This window comes from Microbacterium sp. NIBRBAC000506063 (genome assembly GCF_017968845.1).
Taxonomy (GTDB): domain Bacteria; phylum Actinomycetota; class Actinomycetes; order Actinomycetales; family Microbacteriaceae; genus Microbacterium.
Genome location: NZ_CP072876.1, coordinates 309,737 through 326,407, shown reverse-complemented (window position 1 = coordinate 326,407; position 16,671 = coordinate 309,737). Strand labels below are relative to the sequence as shown.

General features: G+C 70.5%; 11 protein-coding genes and 5 pseudogenes. 10 read left to right on the top strand and 6 right to left on the bottom strand.

From position 1 onward, the window contains the following. Positions 1 to 34 precede the first annotated feature (34 nt). Complete coding sequence (locus tag KAE78_RS01835; RefSeq protein WP_223171514.1) at positions 35 to 661, bottom strand: DUF1801 domain-containing protein; 627 nt, start codon at positions 659 to 661, stop codon at positions 35 to 37. Between the two features lie 41 nt (positions 662 to 702). Here KAE78_RS01835 and KAE78_RS01825 point away from each other — a divergent pair. After that, a pseudogene (locus tag KAE78_RS01825) lies at positions 703 to 2,733 on the top strand (heavy metal translocating P-type ATPase); the annotation flags it as partial. 171 nt (positions 2,734 to 2,904) lie between these two features. On the opposite strand, the pseudogene KAE78_RS01820 reads toward KAE78_RS01825, so the two are convergent. Further along, positions 2,905 to 4,163 (bottom strand): annotated as a pseudogene (locus KAE78_RS01820) (MFS transporter). 34 nt (positions 4,164 to 4,197) lie between these two features. Between KAE78_RS01820 and rsmA the strand changes: the two are divergent. From rsmA to KAE78_RS01805, 3 genes and pseudogenes are all read left to right on the top strand, one after another. After that, positions 4,198 to 5,060: pseudogene (rsmA, locus tag KAE78_RS01815) on the top strand (16S rRNA (adenine(1518)-N(6)/adenine(1519)-N(6))-dimethyltransferase RsmA). 9 nt (positions 5,061 to 5,069) lie between these two features. Continuing rightward, positions 5,070 to 5,378, top strand: coding sequence for a hypothetical protein (locus KAE78_RS01810; protein WP_223171511.1), 309 nt, complete (start codon positions 5,070 to 5,072; stop codon positions 5,376 to 5,378). A 115-nt stretch (positions 5,379 to 5,493) separates the two neighbouring features. Continuing rightward, positions 5,494 to 5,832 carry a hypothetical protein gene (locus KAE78_RS01805; RefSeq protein WP_223171509.1) on the top strand — a complete coding sequence of 113 codons (339 nt, stop codon included), beginning with the start codon at positions 5,494 to 5,496 and terminating at the stop codon, positions 5,830 to 5,832. Here the strand turns inward: KAE78_RS01805 and KAE78_RS01800 are convergent. Then, entirely contained in the window at positions 5,784 to 6,566 is a 783-nt protein-coding gene (locus KAE78_RS01800) for a hypothetical protein (RefSeq protein WP_223171508.1), read from the bottom strand. The two genes, KAE78_RS01805 and KAE78_RS01800, sit on opposite strands and share 49 nt — an antisense overlap. Before the next feature lie 43 nt (positions 6,567 to 6,609). Here KAE78_RS01800 and mgrA point away from each other — a divergent pair, with 43 nt between their 5' ends. Next, the gene (gene mgrA / locus KAE78_RS01795; protein ID WP_317451822.1) at positions 6,610 to 7,677 is read left to right on the top strand and encodes an L-glyceraldehyde 3-phosphate reductase; all 1,068 of its coding nucleotides are present in this window, start codon (positions 6,610 to 6,612) and stop codon (positions 7,675 to 7,677) included. 19 nt (positions 7,678 to 7,696) lie between these two features. Further along, positions 7,697 to 8,627: pseudogene (locus KAE78_RS01790) on the top strand (4-(cytidine 5'-diphospho)-2-C-methyl-D-erythritol kinase). 132 nt (positions 8,628 to 8,759) lie between these two features. Here the strand turns inward: KAE78_RS01790 and KAE78_RS17125 are convergent. Then, positions 8,760 to 9,086, bottom strand: coding sequence for an alpha/beta-hydrolase family protein (locus tag KAE78_RS17125; protein WP_262927712.1), 327 nt, complete (start codon positions 9,084 to 9,086; stop codon positions 8,760 to 8,762). Then, positions 9,053 to 10,450 carry an alpha/beta-hydrolase family protein gene (locus KAE78_RS01785; protein ID WP_262927711.1) on the bottom strand — a complete coding sequence of 466 codons (1,398 nt, stop codon included), beginning with the start codon at positions 10,448 to 10,450 and terminating at the stop codon, positions 9,053 to 9,055. Before KAE78_RS01785 ends, KAE78_RS17125 begins: the two co-directional genes overlap by 34 nt. Here KAE78_RS01785 and glsA point away from each other — a divergent pair. After that, the gene (gene glsA, locus KAE78_RS01780) at positions 10,441 to 11,844 is read left to right on the top strand and encodes a glutaminase A (protein ID WP_223171507.1); all 1,404 of its coding nucleotides are present in this window, start codon (positions 10,441 to 10,443) and stop codon (positions 11,842 to 11,844) included. The genes KAE78_RS01785 and glsA overlap by 10 nt on opposite strands. After that, positions 11,775 to 13,617, top strand: a pseudogene (locus KAE78_RS01775) (ABC-F family ATP-binding cassette domain-containing protein). The gene glsA and the pseudogene KAE78_RS01775 overlap by 70 nt, the downstream one beginning before the upstream one ends. A gap of 217 nt (positions 13,618 to 13,834) precedes the next feature. Here the strand turns inward: KAE78_RS01775 and KAE78_RS01770 are convergent. Next, positions 13,835 to 13,990, bottom strand: a complete 156-nt coding sequence (locus KAE78_RS01770; RefSeq protein WP_223171503.1) for a hypothetical protein — start codon at positions 13,988 to 13,990, stop codon at positions 13,835 to 13,837. A gap of 146 nt (positions 13,991 to 14,136) precedes the next feature. Here KAE78_RS01770 and KAE78_RS01765 point away from each other — a divergent pair, with 146 nt between their 5' ends. Next, positions 14,137 to 15,633, top strand: coding sequence for a heavy metal translocating P-type ATPase (locus KAE78_RS01765; protein WP_262927710.1), 1,497 nt, complete (start codon positions 14,137 to 14,139; stop codon positions 15,631 to 15,633). Positions 15,634 to 15,711: 78 nt separating this feature from the next. After that, positions 15,712 to 16,626, top strand: a complete 915-nt coding sequence (locus KAE78_RS01760) for a MetQ/NlpA family ABC transporter substrate-binding protein (protein ID WP_223171501.1) — start codon at positions 15,712 to 15,714, stop codon at positions 16,624 to 16,626. Positions 16,627 to 16,671: the final 45 nt, after the last annotated feature.

Sequence of the window (16,671 nt, the reverse complement as noted above, 5' to 3'; positions counted from 1 at the left end):
TCAGCCGAGGACGCCACCTCTGCGTCGATGTCTCTCAGGCGTCGGCGAGGTTCTCGGTCAGTGCCACGAGACCGCGATTGCGGCGGATGTCACGATAATTCCACTGGTATTCGCGCGCCTCGGCCAGCCAGCGGGTCACCTCCGACTCGTCGATCTGCGAGACGTGCGTGTACCGTTTCTCGGCCGCCTTGAACGTTCCGCTCGGGTCGAGACCGGGCTCGTCGAAGGACTGCCCGCTCCAGAAGAACAGGCGAAAGCTGTCTTTGAGTCTGTCGTAGCCGACGATCGGGTTCCCGTCGAGGAACCACACCGGGTGGGCGTGCCAGACCTTGCTCTCCGCGTCGCGGAGCTCGCGCGAGATCACGGCCAAGAGCGCATCGGCCATCTCCCGGTCTTCGCTTTGCAGGGCGTCGTTGTATGTGCGGATGTCGGGAGAGGTAGCCATGTTGCGATGGTAGCGGTGGGCCGCGGCCTTCTCCAGGGGAACGACGAGGGGTGGACGGGAATACCCCAGGGGGTATCGTCGTTGGTGATCAAGGGAAGTCCTGAGGCGCCGCAGACGGCCCGCGACATCGAGGAGCAGAACATCGCCATGAATGATCCGCACGCCCACCCTCACGATCAGGCGCACGGCCATCACGGCGTCGACGCCGAAGAGCACCCGCCACGCCCCGCCACGAGAAGGGTTCCGCGCACGCGGCGCACGGCGACCACGCCGATCATGGCGCGAAGGCCGGCGGCGGCCATGACCACGCCGGCCATGCCGATCACAGCGGCCACGGCGCCGATCACGTCGCGCGGTTCCGCCGGCTCTTCTGGATCATGCTGCTCCTGGCGATCCCGGTGGTCGGGTTCTCGCCGATGTTCGGGATGCTCCTCGGCTACGAGGTCCCGGCGGAGCGGCCTGGATCGCGCCGGCGCTCGGCACGGTCGTCTACGTCTGGGGAGGCCGTCCCTTCCTGACCGGCGCCGTCGACGAGCTGCGCCGGCGCTCGCCGGGGATGATGACCCTCATCAGCCTCGCGATCACGGTGGCCTTCCTCGCCTCGTGGGGCGCGACCCTCGGCCTGCTCGACCACGACCTCGAGTTCTGGTGGGAGCTCGCGCTCCTCATCGTCATCATGCTCCTGGGGCACTGGATCGAGATGCGCTCGCTCGCGCAGACGACCTCCGCGCTGGACTCCCTGGCCGCTCTCCTCCCCGACGTGGCCGAGCGCGTCGACGGCGACGCCGTGACCAGGGTCGACCCGAGCGAGCTGCGCGTCGGCGACGTCGTCGTGGTGCGCCCCGGCGGCAGCGTCCCGCCGACGGCACGATCACGGACGGCCGGGCCGACATGGACGAGTCGATGATCACAGGCGAGTCCCGGCCCGTCGCCCGATCGGTGGGAGAGTCCGTCACCGCGGGCACCGTCGCCACCGACTCGGGCCTGCGCGTCGAGATCACGGCGACCGGCGACGACACGACCCTCGCCGGCATCCGGAGGCTCGTGGCCGAAGCGCAGAGCTCCTCGTCGCGCGCGCAGCGCATCGCCGATCGCGCCGCCGCCCTGCTGTTCTGGTTCGCCCTCATCGCGGCCGGCATCACCGCGGTCGTGTGGACCCTCCTCGGGAATCCGGATGCCGCGGTCATCCGGGCCGTCACCGTCCTCGTGATCGCCTGCCCCACGCTCTGGGGCTCGCGATCCCGCTCGTCGTCTCGATCGCGACCGAACGCGCCGCCCGCGGCGGCGTCCTGGTGAAGGACCGGCTCGCGCTGGAGAGCATGCGCACGGTCGACTCCGTGCTCTTCGACAAGACCGGCACGCTGACGAAGGGCGAGCCCGCCGTGGTCGCCGTCGAGCCGGTCGCAGGACTCGACGCCGATCGTGTGCTCGCCCTCGCGGCATCGGCCGAGGCCGACAGCGAGCATCCGCTGGCGCGGGCGATCGTCCGCGCCGCCGAGGAGAAGAACCTGAGCCTCCTCGCGGCGACCGGTTTCTCGTCGTCGCCCGCGGTCGGCGTCACCGCCACGGTCGACGGCACCGAGGTCAGAGTGGGCGGGCCGCACCTTCTCCGCGAACTGGGCGCCGCCGAGATCGACCGCGCGGCGACCTGGCGGGAGGACGGCGCGATCATCCTGCACGTCGTCCAGGACGGGGCCGTCATCGGCGGACTGGCCCTGGCCGACGAGATCCGCCCCGAGTCCCGGGAGGCCGTCGCCGCGCTGCACGACCTCGGGATCGAAGTCGTCATGATCACGGGTGACGCCGAGGCCGTCGCCGAGACGGTCGGCCGTGAGCTCGGCATCGACCGGGTGTTCGCCGGGGTGCGGCCCGAGGACAAGGCCGCCCAGGTGGCAGCCCTGCAGGAGGAGGGCCGGAAGGTCGCGATGGTGGGCGACGGCGTCAACGATGCGCCGGCGCTCGCCCAGGCGGACGTCGGCATCGCGATCGGTGCGGGCACGGATGTCGCGATCGCCTCGGCGGGGGTCGTGCTGGCCAGTTCCGACCCGCGCTCGGTGCTCTCGGTGATCGACCTGTCGCGGGCGGCCTACCGGAAGATGCGCCAGAACCTGTGGTGGGCGGCCGGCTACAACCTCGTCTCGGTGCCGCTGGCCGCGGGCGTACTCGCACCGATCGGGTTCGTGCTGCCCATGTCGGTCGGGGCGGTGCTCATGTCGCTGTCGACGATCGTCGTCGCGCTCAACGCGCAGCTGCTCCGGCGTCTCGATCTGGATCCGGCGGCCCGCTGATCGCCGTCAGTCTCCGGCCTCCGCTTCGTCACAGCGCCAGCCGTGTGCAGGAGAGGTCTGTCGTTCTGCAGGAGCAAGAGCGCGAGACGGGCAAGAACAGGTGTGTGCGCGGCGATTTCGCATCCTTGCTCCTGCGGACGGGGCCAGTGCTCCTGCAGATGGCGGCAAGGGCTATTCTTCTCCGGCATCCGATTCGTCGATCGCCGGCTTCGCGCTCACGATGTGCGAGATCGGCCGCCAGACGAACAGGAGCGTGAGCGCCGAGCCGACGAACGCGAACCACCACGGCCCGGTGAGCCCCCACACCTGCGCGATGACGCCGCCGAGCGCCTGGCCGATGACCATGCCGCCGAAGACGCCGACCATGTTCACCGACGCCACCCGGCCCTGCAGTTCCTGGGGCACGAGCCGCTGTCGCACGGTCGTCGAGATGGTTCCCCAGATGAACGCATAGAAGCCGAACACGAACATGATGACGAGCGCCACCCAGCCCGTGGTCGTCAGCGCGAAGGCCAGGTGCATGAGCACCTCGAGCGACAGGACGGTCCGCATGAGCGTCGAGTACGAGATGCGGCGCTCGAGCCGGCCGAAGCTCAGCACTGCGAGCATGCCGCCGAGGGCGGAGGCGGTCGTGAGTGCTCCGAAGCCGACCGGACCCATCCCCAGGTGCTCGGTGGCGTAGAGGACGAGCACGCCCCAGGGCGCGGCCCAGGTGATGTTGAAGACGAGGATGATCATCACGAGCGTGCGCACGGGCGGGTTCTTCCACAGCCAGCGCAGCCCTTCGGCGATGTCGGTGTGCACGGGCGTGCGCGCCTCGGCGTCGCGGGAGGCAGCGGGGTGAGGGCGAGCCGAGAGATCAGCACGATCGCGAGCACGACGCACAGCCCCTGCGCGAGGAACGGCCACGCGCTTCCGGCAGCGAAGAGGAAGGCACCCAGCGGCGGACCGGCGAACTGGTTCGCGACGAGGTAGCCGGCCTGCAGCCTGGCGTTCCCGGTGCCCAGGTCCACGGGCTTCACGATCATGGGCAGCATGGCGCTGCCGGCGGTGTCGACGAAGACCTCCGCGACGCCGTAGAGGAACGCCACCGCCAGCACGATCCAGATGTTCGCGAGCCCGGTGACGAGGAAGACGATGAGTGCCGTGACGACCAGTGCCCGCGCGGCGTTGGCGGCCATGATGAGCCTGCGTCGGTCGAAACGGTCGGCGATGGCGCCGGCGTGCAGGCCGATCAGCAGCCACGGCAGGAACTGCAGGATCGCCCCGGAGGCGACCAGGATCGGCGACGAGGTCATCGATGCGATCAGCAGGGGCGCGGCCGCGAGGGCGATCCCGTCGCCGATGTTGCTCGTCCAAGAGGAGGCGAGCAGCCAGCGGAAGTTCGACCCCATCCGGCGCGGCGCGATGAGTTCACCGAGAGAGGGCATCGGATCAGCATACAAGCGTGGGGAGAATAGCAGGATGACCGTCACTCTGCTCGGCGCGACCGAGATCCGCCGGCTGGCATCCGAGCTCGATGTCACTCCGACCAAGAAGCTCGGCCAGAACTTCGTCGTCGATGCGAACACCGTGCGCAAGATCGTCCAGACCGGTCGGGTCCAGTCGGGGAGCACGTCGTCGAGGTCGGTCCGGGCCTGGGGTCGCTCACGCTCGCGATCCTCGAGACGGGTGCCACGGTGACGGCGGTCGAGATCGACCATCGCCTGGCGGCCCGACTGCCCGAGACGGTGCGTGATCATGGGGTTCCGGATGCCGCGCTCACGGTCGTCGATGCCGACGCCCTCCGTGTGAGTGAGCTTCCCGGCGACCCGACCGTGCTGATCGCGAACCTCCCGTACAACGTGAGCGTCCCGGTGCTCCTGCACTTCATGGAGACCTTCCCGCATCTCCAGCGCGGCGTCGTGATGGTGCAGGCCGAGGTGGGGGAGCGCCTGGCCGCCCCTCCCGGCAGGAAGACCTACGGTGCGCCGAGCGCAAAGGCGGCCTGGTACGGCCCGTGGCGGCTGGCCGGGACGATCTCCCGCCAGGTGTTCTGGCCCGTCCCGAACGTCGACAGCGTGCTCGTCGCCTTCGAGCGCGACGCCGAGTCGCGCGGCGACGAGGAGTTGCGGCTGCGCACCTTCCGGATCATCGACGCCGCCTTCCAGCAGCGCCGCAAGATGCTGCGGCAGGCGTTGGCCGGAGTGCTCGGTGGGACGGCCGCCGCGGCATCCGCTCTGCTCGAATCCGCCGGCGTCGCTCCCACCGCCCGGGGTGAGGAACTCTCGATCGACGACTTCGTGCGGGTCGCGGTCGCGGCGGGGACGTTCAGCGACGGCGCATAGACTGCCGCCATGACTCTCCTGCGCCTGCTCGACGAGACCGCGGTCCTCGTCGCCACCGGCGTATGGATGGAACTGCACGCGATGCCCCTGGCGTTCGCGCTCGTCCTGGCGGTCGCGGCGCTCGGCGCCGCCGTTCTCCTCACCGCCTGCGTGGCCTCTCGCCGCGTCGGGGTGACGCCGGCGCCGGTGATTGCCGGCCGCCGACCCCGCGGGCACCGGGAGCGGCGGGCCGTCCTCCGCGCCGAGGACGCCCCCGTCGGCGCCCGCGGCCCACGCGCTCCCGGGTTCCGGATGCCGCGCCCGACCCTCTCGCACTGAACCGGCTCCGCCGGACTCCTCGGCGACGGGACGAGCGCCTCGCGTCCCCGCCCCGTCCGACCCGGAGTCCGCCATGCCTTCACATCGTCTTCCCGACCCTGTTCACCGACCCCGGATGCTGCGCCTCGCGCGCCTGGCGCGCGCCCGCATCCGCTACCGCCTGCACCTGCTGGTCTTCGTGCCGACCGTGCGCGCGACGACCTGGATGTACTTCGCCGCCGCGGGCCTCGTCGGCTTCGGCGCACTGGAGGCCTGGGTCGTGCTCTTCGCGCTCTCGCCCTCCGCCTTCCCGCTCCTGCTCCTCGGCCTGGCGCTCGTGGCGGTCACACGCGATGCGGGCCGTCGCGGCATCCGCCGTGCACGCCTCGGCATCCGGCGGTGGCGCGCGAGGACGAGGAGGCGGCGTCAGCCCGCCGCGGGCGACTCGATCGAGATGTCGGCGCCCCAGTCGTAGTACTCGTTCACCAGGGAGGTGCGGATCCCGGCGAAGGAGGCGACCGACTCCTGGCGGACCGGCACGTGGTCGCCGGTGATCCACAGCTCCAAGGACTCGACCACGACGCCCTCGACGCTGATCGGTCCGTCGGCGGTGACCCGCCAGGAGGCCACCTTCGCACCCTCCACGTGCTCGATCGTCTCGTGGGCGGTGACCGTGTAGTCGGATTCGGCCAGCATCGCGAAGGCGACGGCGGGCTGGGCGACGCCGCGCCACAGCATCCCGATGCGCTCTGCCTCCTCTCCGGAGGTCCACCCGCCCGCGCTGCTGAGCCAGGTGCCGTCGTCGGTCACGATGAGCTCGAACGGCGGCGCCTGCGAGACGACGTGGGCCTGCGGCTCGGTGCCGTACAGGAACTCGACGGCTCCCTGGAGCCCATCGCCGATCACGTTCATCCTCCCGCTCGCGGCGGCGACGGAGAAGCCGATGACGCACGCCGAGAGGTCGTCTCCGGCGATGGCCGCGTCCTCCTCGAACACGATCCCTTCGCATTCCGGAACCGTGATGGTCTCCGGCGACGACTCCTCGGAGGTCGTCGGCTGCGGTGATTCGACCGAGGGCGTCGGCGAGGGGTCGATGTCGTCGATCGTCGTGGACGATCCGCATCCGGTGAGCACGAGCGCGGCGGTGAGGACAGCGGCGGTGAGCGGGAGACGTCGCATACCCGGAATTCTAGGCGGCTTCTCGGCCATGCCCCTCCGCACCGAGCCGAGGAGAGCGCGCTAGCCTGGAGCCGTGAACGACTCGCCCCGCTTCCGCCCCGACGTCACGGACATCCACCGGCCGTACACGGCCGCCGACGACCGCTACCAGCAGTTCGCGTATCGGCAGGTGGGCTCGTCCGGCCTGTACCTGCCGCCGCTCTCGCTGGGGCTGTGGTGGAACTTCGGCGACAACATCCCGCTGGACAACCAGCGTGCACTGCTGCGCCATGCCTTCGACCGGGGCATCACGCACTTCGACCTGGCGAACAACTACGGCCCGCCCTACGGCTCGGCCGAGAAGAACTTCGGCCGCATCTTCGCGGAGGACTTCCGCCCCTACCGCGACGAGCTCATCATCTCGTCCAAGGCCGGCTGGGACATGTGGCCAGGCCCTTACGGCGACCTGGCCAGCCGCAAGTACATCCTCGCGAGCGCCGAGCAGTCCCTGACCCGCATGGGTCTGGACTACGTCGACATCTTCTACTCGCACCGGGTCGACCCGGTCACCCCGATCGAGGAGACCGTCGGCGCGCTCGACACGCTCGTGCGGCAGGGCAAGGCCCTCTACGTCGGCATCTCCTCCTACAGTGCCGAGCGCACGGCCGCGGCCGTCGCGGTCGCGAAGGAGCTCGGCACGCCGCTGGTCATCCATCAGCCCGCCTATTCGATGCTCAACCGCTGGGTCGAGGACGGCCTCACCGACGAGCTGCGCACGGCCGGCATGGGCGCGATCGCCTTCACGCCCCTCGCGCAGGGACTGCTGACCGACAAGTACCTCGCCGGTGCCCCGGCCGAGCGCGCCCAGAAACGCAGCTCGCTGCCGGACAGGCCGCTCACCGAGGAGGGACTGCACACGCTCCGCACCCTCAACGGGATCGCGCAGGAGCGCGGTCAGACCCTCGCGCAGCTCGCGATCCAGTGGACCCTGCGCGACCCGGTGGTCGCCTCGGCGCTCATCGGCGCCTCGCGCGTCTCGCAGCTCGACGAGAACGTCGCCGCCGTCACGGCTCCGCCGCTCACCGACGATGAGCTCGCCCGCATCGATGCGGTCGCCGGCACGGTGCGGGTGAACCTCTGGGCCGAGTCCTCAGACTTGTGAGCCAGGGAGAGGCCGGCGCATGAGCATCGCCCCGCAGAGCACCGCGGTGCATGTGCGCGCGCCCGGCAAGGTCAACGTCTACCTGGGCGTCGGCGGAAGCCACGACGACGGCTACCACGCCTTGGCGACGGTCTTCCAGGCGGTGTCGCTCTACGAGGACGTCTACGCGGAGCTCTCCGACGAGTTCTCGGTGACGACGATCGGGGAGGAGGCGGATGCCGTCCCCACCGACGACCGCAACCTCGCCGTCCGGGCGGCTAAGCTCCTCGCGGCGGCCGCGGACTATCGCGGCGGTGTGCACCTGGAGATCCACAAATCCGTTCCGGTCGCCGGCGGCATGGGCGGGGGATCGGCGGATGCCGCCGCCGCCTCGTCGCCTGCGACGCCCTGTGGGAGACCGGCTTCACGACGGCGCAGCTGCATGAGCTGGCGGCGCGCCTGGGCGCGGATGTGCCCTTCGCGCTGCACGGCGGGACGGCGGTCGGCACGGGGCGCGGGGACCGGCTCAACCCGGCGCTCGCGAAGGGGCGCTTCGAGTGGGTGCTCGTGTTCGACGACGAAGGGCTGTCGACGCCGCTGATCTACCAGCGCCTCGACGAGTACCGTGCCGAGCACGGCGCGCTCGCCGACGATCCGCCGCTGTCGCTGGACGTGCCGATGGGAGTGCTGCACGCTCTGCGTTCGGGGATCCGGGCGACCTCGCGGCGACGATCCACAACGACCTCCAGGTGGCCGCCCTCCGTGAACGTCCTGCTCTGGAGCAGACGCTCACCCTGGGCGTGCAGGCCGGAGCGCTCCGCGGACTCGTTTCCGGTTCGGGCCCGACGATCGCGTTCCTGTGTGCGACACCCGAGAGCGCCGGGCATGTGCGGACGGAGCTGGCGGCATCCGGTGTCTCCGCGGTGCAGGTGCACGGCCCGGTGCCGGGCGCGCGCATCGTGTCGGGATAGCGGGTCGCGGTGCGGGGGAGCCCGCCGCCGCGTCCCGAGGCGACGAGCGTGCAGCCCGTGGCGCGGCTGATGATGACGATGCCGAGCGTGGTGACGGAGAACACCCCGATGACGCGATCCGCTGAGCCTCCGCTACTCCTGGTGCGGAAGGATCGGCGCGTAGGACTCGATCTCGGCCTGGATGCGCGCGACGGCCACGGCGTCGAGTCCGGCCTCACCGGTGATCTGCTGCCAGCCGATGACCGCCACGTCGCCGAAGTTATGGCCGTGCCGCGCAGGCACCGCCTCGCCGCCGAGCATGTCGACGGCGACCTGCATCGCCGTCACGATCGGGATCCATCGCATCGCCGGACTCACGTCCGGGCCGCGTTCGTCGGGCTCGAGCCACTCCGGCGCCTGGAAGAGCAGTTCCGGTGAGAGCCAGGTCACCGGATCGGTCGCATGCTGCAGATAGAGCACGCGCGGAGCATCCCATGGCCCGGAAGCAGCCGCTCGTCCCCTGCGCGGGAGATCCAGCGCACCTCCCGGCCTTCGTCGAGCACGGGCTGCCAGACAGGGCTGCCCGCATCGCGCCGGGTCTGCAGTTCTTGCCAGAGCTCGGAGCTGTGGGGGCTGCCGACGAAGAGGGCACCATCGGCGCGCGCACGCAGATCGTCAAGGTCGGCGAAGACGGCCTGGCCGCCATGCGCGCCCAGACTGAGCCCGTAGAGCACCAGGAGTGGTCGACTGTCCGCGGGAAGACGTTGCCACGTCTCCTCGACGGCCTCGAACAGCACGCGCGCAGCCGCGACGGGGGCGTCGGGGTCGAAGAGGAACGAGACCCAGCTCGGCGTGTACGCATACTGCATGGCGGCGATCGCGGTGTTGCCGTCGTGCAGGTACTCGACGGCGTCGATCGCCTGCGGCTCCAGCCATCCCGAACCGGTCGTCGTGGCGACGACCAGGACATCGCGTTCGAAGGCTCCGGTACGTTCGAGCTCCGCCACGACCAGTCGCGCGCGCTCCTGGATCGTCGGTGCGGACTCCAGTCCGGCATACACCCGGATCGGCTCGATCGCCGGCCCGCCGGTGAGGTCGGCGATCTGGGATGCCGTCGGGCCGCCTCCGACGAAAGCGGCGCCGTGTCGGCCGAGCGTCTCCCAGGCGACCGGAGAGTCGGGTCCGGCTGAGCGCGCTTCCGACGCCGGCTCCCGGACGGCGGCGTCCGGCAGCGCGTTGCGCTGCAGGTAGATCTCGTCGACGGACACGATCACGACCAGCACCAGTCCGGCGACGATGCCCGTCACGACCGTCGCCGAGCCGATGACGCCGATGACCGTCCCCGCCATGCGGCGGAGTCGGCGGAAGAGCCAGAATGTCGCTTTTCCGGCGCACAGGAGGATCGCGACGACCGGGAGGAACGCCAGGAGGAAGGCCGAGATGTCCACGCCTTCCAGCGGAGGCATCTCGACGAGCCGGCGCACCTCGTTCTGCCAGGTGAGGGCCAGTACCGACAAGACGCCGATCGCCGCGATCCAGAGCACGACATAGAGGATCCACCAGCCGTGCCACGGACGACGGGAGGGGAGTCGTCTGCGCAGGAGTCGGCGCAGCAGCGCCCAGACGGCGACGCCGATGAGGTACCCGACGGCGAACGCGACCCCGCCGATCGCGCCCTGCAGCAGGGCGGGACGCGGAAGGAGCGAGGGGGGGAAGCAGCTCGCGGCCTCAGCGTACAGCGCGCCCCGGCCGACGCCACCGTTCCGCGTCCTCTCGAGCTGGTGTCGCTCTCGTTCGCATGCGAGCCTTGTCTGAAGCGCCTGAGGGAGAACGCATGCGATCACCGATCCTCGACTATCTCGACACCATCGTCGAGCAGACCGCCCACGTCGACTCCGGCGCTCTGGCCGATTACATCCCGGAGCTGGCCGCAGCCGACCCGGACGGCGTGGCCGTGGCGCTGTGCACCGTGAACGGAACGGTCTACGGCAGCGGCGGCTGCGACCACCGGTTCAGCATCCAATCGATGTCCAAGCCCTTCGCCTACGCGCTGGCGATCGAGGATCACGGGCTGGAGGCCGTGCGCGAGCACATCGGCGTGGAGCCCAGCGGGGAGGCCTTCAACGAGCTCTCCCTCGATCCCGAGACCGGCAAGCCGCGCAACCCGATGATCAACGCCGGCGCGATCGCCACCCATGCGCTCCTCAAGGAGGATGAGGCGCCCGCGCTCGATCGCATGCTCGATCTGTTCTCGCGGCTCGTGGAACGGCCGGTGGAGGTCGACGAGCCCGTCGCCGCCTCCGAGCTCGCCACCGGCGACCGCAATCTCGGCCTCGCCTATCTGCTGCACGCCTCGGGCGCGCTCGGGCGCGATCCGCGGGCGGCGGTGACCGGATACACCCGGCAGTGCGCGGCATCCGTCAGCGTCCGCGACCTCGCACTCATGGCCGCGACCCTCGCGAACGCCGGCGTCCAGCCGAACACGGGCGAACGCGTCTTCAGCCGTGAGACCACCAGGCAGGTGCTGGGCGTCATGGCCACGTGCGGCATGTACGACGCCGCGGGGGACTGGCTGACCACCGTGGGCATCCCTGCCAAGAGCGGCGTCGCCGGCGGCATCATCGGCGTTCTCCCCGGCCAGGTCGGCGTGGCGGTCTTCTCCCCGCGCCTGGACCCGCACGGCAACAGCGCGCGCGGCGTCGCCATGATGCAGCACCTCTCCGAAGACCTCGGGCTGCATCTCATGGAGAGCGGCAGGCCCGCGCGCTCCTCGCTGCGGGAGACCCGGGCGGCCACCGTCGACGGCGAGCCGGCCACCGTCTACGTCCTCCAGGGCGACCTCGTGCTCAGCAGCATCGAGTCGCTCGTGCGCGAGATCATCGAGAACCCGCCGTCGACCGATCTCGTCGTCTTCGACATGAGTCGCGTCGACGAGGTGCTGCCGGTGGCACGCCGCACCTCGGCGCAGACCGCGACGAAGCTCATGGACGAGGGCACCGGATCCTCCTGGTCGACCCGGAGAGCACCCTGGCCGATTTCCAGGACAGCCAGGGGCGCACGATCGAGCGCTGGACCTCCCTCCGACTGGAGGACGACCCCGTCTGAGACGGGGCGAGCGGGGGCCGCACGCACGCCGAAAGCGGCCGGGCTGACTACGCTGAGAAGGACATGGCACATCTTCTCGGGGCCGAAGGCCTCCATCTCGAATACCCCACCAAGGTCGTCTTCGACTCGGTGACCCTCGGCGTCTCCGAAGGCGACCGCATCGGCATCGTCGGTCGCAACGGCGACGGCAAGTCGAGTCTGCTGGCGATGCTCGCTGGCCGCAGGGAGCCGGATGCCGGACGCGTCACGGTCCGCAGTGGCACGACGATCGGCGTGCTCGACCAGGCCGACACGCTCGACGATGCGCTGACGATCGCGCAGGCCGTCGTGGGGACACTCCCGAGCACGAGTGGGCGGGGATGCCCGCATCCGCGACGTCATCCAGGGGCTCCTCGGCGATCTGGACTGGCACGCCTCCGTCGCCGACCTCTCGGGCGGCCAGCGTCGCCGGGTGGCGCTCGCGAGACTCCTCACCGGCGACTGGGACGTCATCGCCCTCGACGAGCCGACCAACCATCTCGACGTCGAGGCGATCACCTGGCTCGCCGCGCACCTGAAGAAGCGTTGGGCGCCGAACGCCGGGGCGCTCCTCATCGTCACCCACGACCGCTGGTTCCTCGATGAGGTCGCCAACGCCACCTGGGAGGTCCACGACCGGATCGTCGAGCCCTTCGAGGGCGGGTACGCCGCGTACATCCTCCAGCGCGTCGAGCGCGACCGGATGGCGGCGGCGACCGAGGCCAAGCGCCAGAACCTCGCCCGCAAGGAGCTCGCGTGGCTCCGCCGCGGGGCGCCGGCGCGCACCTCGAAGCCCAAGTTTCGGATCGATGCGGCCAACGAGCTCATCGCCGATGTGCCGGAGATCCGCGACCGGGTCGCGCTGCAGTCGCTCGCCGTCTCCCGGCTCGGGAAGGATGTCGTCGACCTCGTCGATGCGGGCGTCTCCTACGGCGACGCTTCGACCGGCTCAGCGACCGAAGTGCTGCGCGACGTCGAGTGGCGCGTCGCGCCGGGGGAGCGCACCGGCATCCTGGGCGTCAACGGCGCCGGCAAGTCGACGCTCCTCGGGCTCATCGACGGCAGCGTCGCACCGACCTCGGGCCGTGTGAAGCACGGCAAGACGGTGAGGGTGCGCTCGCTCACCCAGCGCCTGGACGAGCTCACCGAGGTCTGGGACGACCCCGTCCGCGTGGTCGTCGGGCGCCTGCGCACCTCGTACACGTTGGGGACGGGCTCCAAGGCGACCGAGCTCACCCCCGGCCAGCTTCTCGAGCGCCTCGGCTTCAGCTCGGCGCAGCTCTCGACCCCCGTCAAAGACCTCTCCGGCGGTCAGCAGCGCCGGCTGCAGCTGCTGCTCGTGCTCCTGGACCAGCCGAACGTCCTCATCCTCGACGAGCCCACCAACGACATGGACACCGACATGCTCGCCGCGATCGAGGATCTCCTCGACTCCTGGTCGGGCACGCTCCTGGTCGTCTCGCACGACCGGTACTTCCTGGAGCGCGTGACCGACCAGCAATACGCGATCCTCGGCGGAAGCCTGCGACATCTCCCGGGCGGGGTCGACGAGTACCTGCGCCTGCGCGCCGCGCAGCAGAAGTCGGATGCCGGCCGGGCCTCGAGCGCGTCGAAGGCCCCCGCGGCGCCGACATCGGATGCGGCATCCGCTCCTCCCGCCCTCGACGGCGCCGCTCGCCGGGTCGCCGAGAAGGATCTGGCCGCCGTCGAGCGCAAGATCGCCAGACTCGCCGCCGACGTCGACGCGCGCAAGCACGCCCTCGTCGAGCACGACCAATCCGACTATGCGGGACTGGCGGCGATCATGAAGGAGATCGCCGCCGTCGAGGCGGAGATCGTCGCCCTCGAGGACCACTGGCTCGAGCTCTCCTCCGCACTGGAGGCCTGAGCGCGACGCGCAGGCGTCCTCCTCTCGCGAGGATCGGTCCTCCGACGCGAGCTCTCCCTGTGCCGACGCCCGGGCTCTGGGAGGATGTGAGGGTGAGACGACTACAGGCCGCAGTCAGGACGTATCCGCTGGTGTTCGCGACCCTGCTGGTCGCGATGGTCGGACTCGTCCTGCTCGCGACCCCCGCGCGCGGCATCGCCCCGTGGCTCGTCGGCGTCTATGCGCTGGTGATCGCCGCCTGGGAGGCCGTCGGCATGATCCGCCAGCTCATCCGAGGCCACGCCGGGCTCGACATCCTGGCGGTCACCGCGATCACGGCGGCGGTCCTCGTCGGTGAGCCGTGGGCCGCGCTCGTGGTCGTGCTGATGCTCACCGGCGGGCCGCGCTCGAAGACTACGCCGAGCACCGCTCCAAGCGAGAGCTCACCGCGCTGCTGCGCAAAGCCCCGCAGCAGGCGACCCGGCTGCTGCGCGACACCGTCCCGCGGGCGGCTCGATCGCCGAGACGGTCACCGAGGATGTGCCGGTCGACGCCGTCGAGGTCGGCGATCTGCTGCTCGTGCGACCCGGCGCGCTCGTGCCCGTGGACGCGGTGCTCGTGTCGGAGCACGCCGTGCTCGACGAGTCCTCGCTCACGGGCGAGAGCCTGCCGGTCGAACGCGTCGCGGGCGAGCGCGTCTCCAGCGGCGCGGTGAACGGTGCGTCGGCGGTGACTATGCGGGCCGTCGCGCTCGCCTCGGACAGCGAGTACCAGCAGATCGTGCGCCTGGTCGAGCAGGCGGCGGGCAGCAAGGCGAAGGTCGTGCGCCTCGCCGACCGCTACGCCGTGCCGTTCACCGTGCTCTCGCTCCTCATCGCGGGCGTGGCGTGGGCGGTCAGCGGAGACGCGGTCAGGTTCGCCGAGGTGCTGGTCGTCGCGACACCGTGCCCCCTGCTGATCGCGGCGCCGGTGGCGTTCCTCGGCGGCATGAGCCGGGCAGCGCGCCACGGGCTCATCGTGAAGGGCGGCGGCACGCTCGAACAGCTCTCACGGGTGCGCTCCGCCGCGTTCGACAAGACCGGTACCATCACGACCGGGCGGCCCGTGCTCGATCGCATCGTCGCCGCGCCCGGTTTCGACGAGAAGAGCGTGCTCCAGTTCGCCGCGTCGGCGGAGGTGTACTCTTCCCATGTCCTGGCGAAGTCCGTCGTCGCGGCGGCCAAGCAGCAGGGGTATGCGCTGCTGGAAGCGCGCGAAGCCGAAGAGATCGCCACCAACGGCGTCGCCGCGCAGTTCGCGTCCGACGCGACGGCTGCGGTCGTGACGGTGCGGGTGGGCAAGCCCTCCTGGCTCCGCGAGTTCGCTCCGACGCTCGCGCCGGCCCCGTTGGAACCCGGAGAACTGGCGATCTATGTCGCCGTCGACGGCCGCTTCGCGGGCGCGATCGTGATGCGCGACCAGGCACGGGGCGAAGCCGGTCAGGCGCTCCACGATCTGCGGCTGCTCGGGATCGAACGCACGCTCATGGTCACCGGCGACGTGGCGGCCACCGCCGAACCGATCGCCGCGCGCCTCGGCATCGACGAGGTGCACGCCGAGTGCCGTCCCTCCGACAAGGTGCGTATCGTGAGCGCCGTGCAGCCCCGACCGCTCATCATGGTCGGCGACGGTCTCAACGACGCCCCCGTGCTCGCCGCCGCCGACATCGGCTTCGCGATGGGAGCCCGGGGCGCGACCGCCGCGAGCGAGTCCGCCGACATCGTGAACCGGTACGACACCCTCGCCTCCCTTCCGCTGGCGGTGCGCGTGGGGAAGGACACGGTGCGGATCGCGCTGCAGAGCATCTGGCTCGGCATCATCATCAGCGTGGCTCTCATGCTCGTCGCGGCGTTCGGGTTCCTGCCTGCATTGGTGGGGCCTGGCTCCAGGAGGTCGTCGACCTCGTCGCGATCCTCGGTGCTCTGCGCGCCGTCGGACCGCGCGCGGAGCGGAGTCCGGATCATCGCTGATCGGCATGGCCGATCGTGCGGTCCGTAACAGTGTGACGAGTCGATTCGGACGCAGGGGATGGGGTGCCTAACGTATCCAGGTCCCCCACGAGAGGAAACACATCACATGTCCCGTCGCACACGCACCATCCTCGCGGCCCTGACCGCCGTCCCGCTCGCGATCGCGCTCGCCGCGTGCTCGCCCGGCTCCGAGAGCCAAGCGCCCGAGTCGTCGACCGAGCCGGGAGGACCGACCGAGACCGTCTCGATCGGCGTCGTCGGCAAGTCCGACGAGCAGTGGACGGCCTTCGTCGATGCGGCGGCGGCCGAGGGCATCACGGTCGACCTCGTCGACTTCTCCTCCTACGAGCAGCCCAACCCCGCTCTGACAGCGGGTGACCTGGATCTCAACCAGTTCCAGCACATCGTCTACCTCGCTCAGTACAACGAGGCCTCCGGTGAGGACCTCACCCCGATCGGCTCCACGGCGATCTACCCGCTCGGCCTCTACTCGATCAAGTACGACTCGGTCGAAGAGATCCCCGACGGCGAGACCGTCGCCGTGCCGGATGACGCCTCCAACCAGGCGCGCGCTCTGCTCGTGCTGCAGTCGGCCGGCCTCATCGAGCTCAAGAGCGGCGGCACGATCTTCTCCGACCTCGCCGACGTCGACCAGGCGGCTTCGCGCGTGAACGTCACGGCGCTGGAGGCGGCGATCCTCGCCACCTCGCTCCCCGATGTCGCGGCGTCGATCCTGAACAACGACTTCGTCGAGAACGCCGGGCTCTCCTTCGAAGACGCCATCGCCCAGGACGACCCGAGCGATCCCAACGCCCTGCCGTACGTGAACATCTTCGCGGCGCGCGCGGCGGATGCCGACAACCCCACCTACCTGAAGCTCGTCGAGATCTTCCAGAACACGCCCGCCGTGCAGGAGGGACTCCAGGCCTCCTCGGGCAACACCGCGCAGCTGCTGCAGACGCCGGTGGATGAGCTCGTCGCCTCGCTCGCCAAGGTGCAGGCCGACATCGCCGCTCAGTAGCATCCGACACATCTGACAGAATCGGGCGACGCCGTATGTGCGTCG

What these genes read in the sequence shown, in the direction of transcription:
- KAE78_RS01810 (WP_223171511.1), top strand. Translation starts at nt 5,070, where the DNA reads ATGACTCTCCTGCGCCTGCTCGACGAGACCGCGGTCCTCGTCGCCACC.
- KAE78_RS01805 (WP_223171509.1), top strand. Translation starts at nt 5,494, where the DNA reads ATGCTGCGCCTCGCGCGCCTGGCGCGCGCCCGCATCCGCTACCGCCTG.
- KAE78_RS01800 (WP_223171508.1), bottom strand. Translation starts at nt 6,566, where the DNA reads ATGGCCGAGAAGCCGCCTAGAATTCCGGGTATGCGACGTCTCCCGCTC.
- glsA (WP_223171507.1), top strand. Translation starts at nt 10,441, where the DNA reads ATGCGATCACCGATCCTCGACTATCTCGACACCATCGTCGAGCAGACC.
- KAE78_RS01760 (WP_223171501.1), top strand. Translation starts at nt 15,712, where the DNA reads ATGTCCCGTCGCACACGCACCATCCTCGCGGCCCTGACCGCCGTCCCG.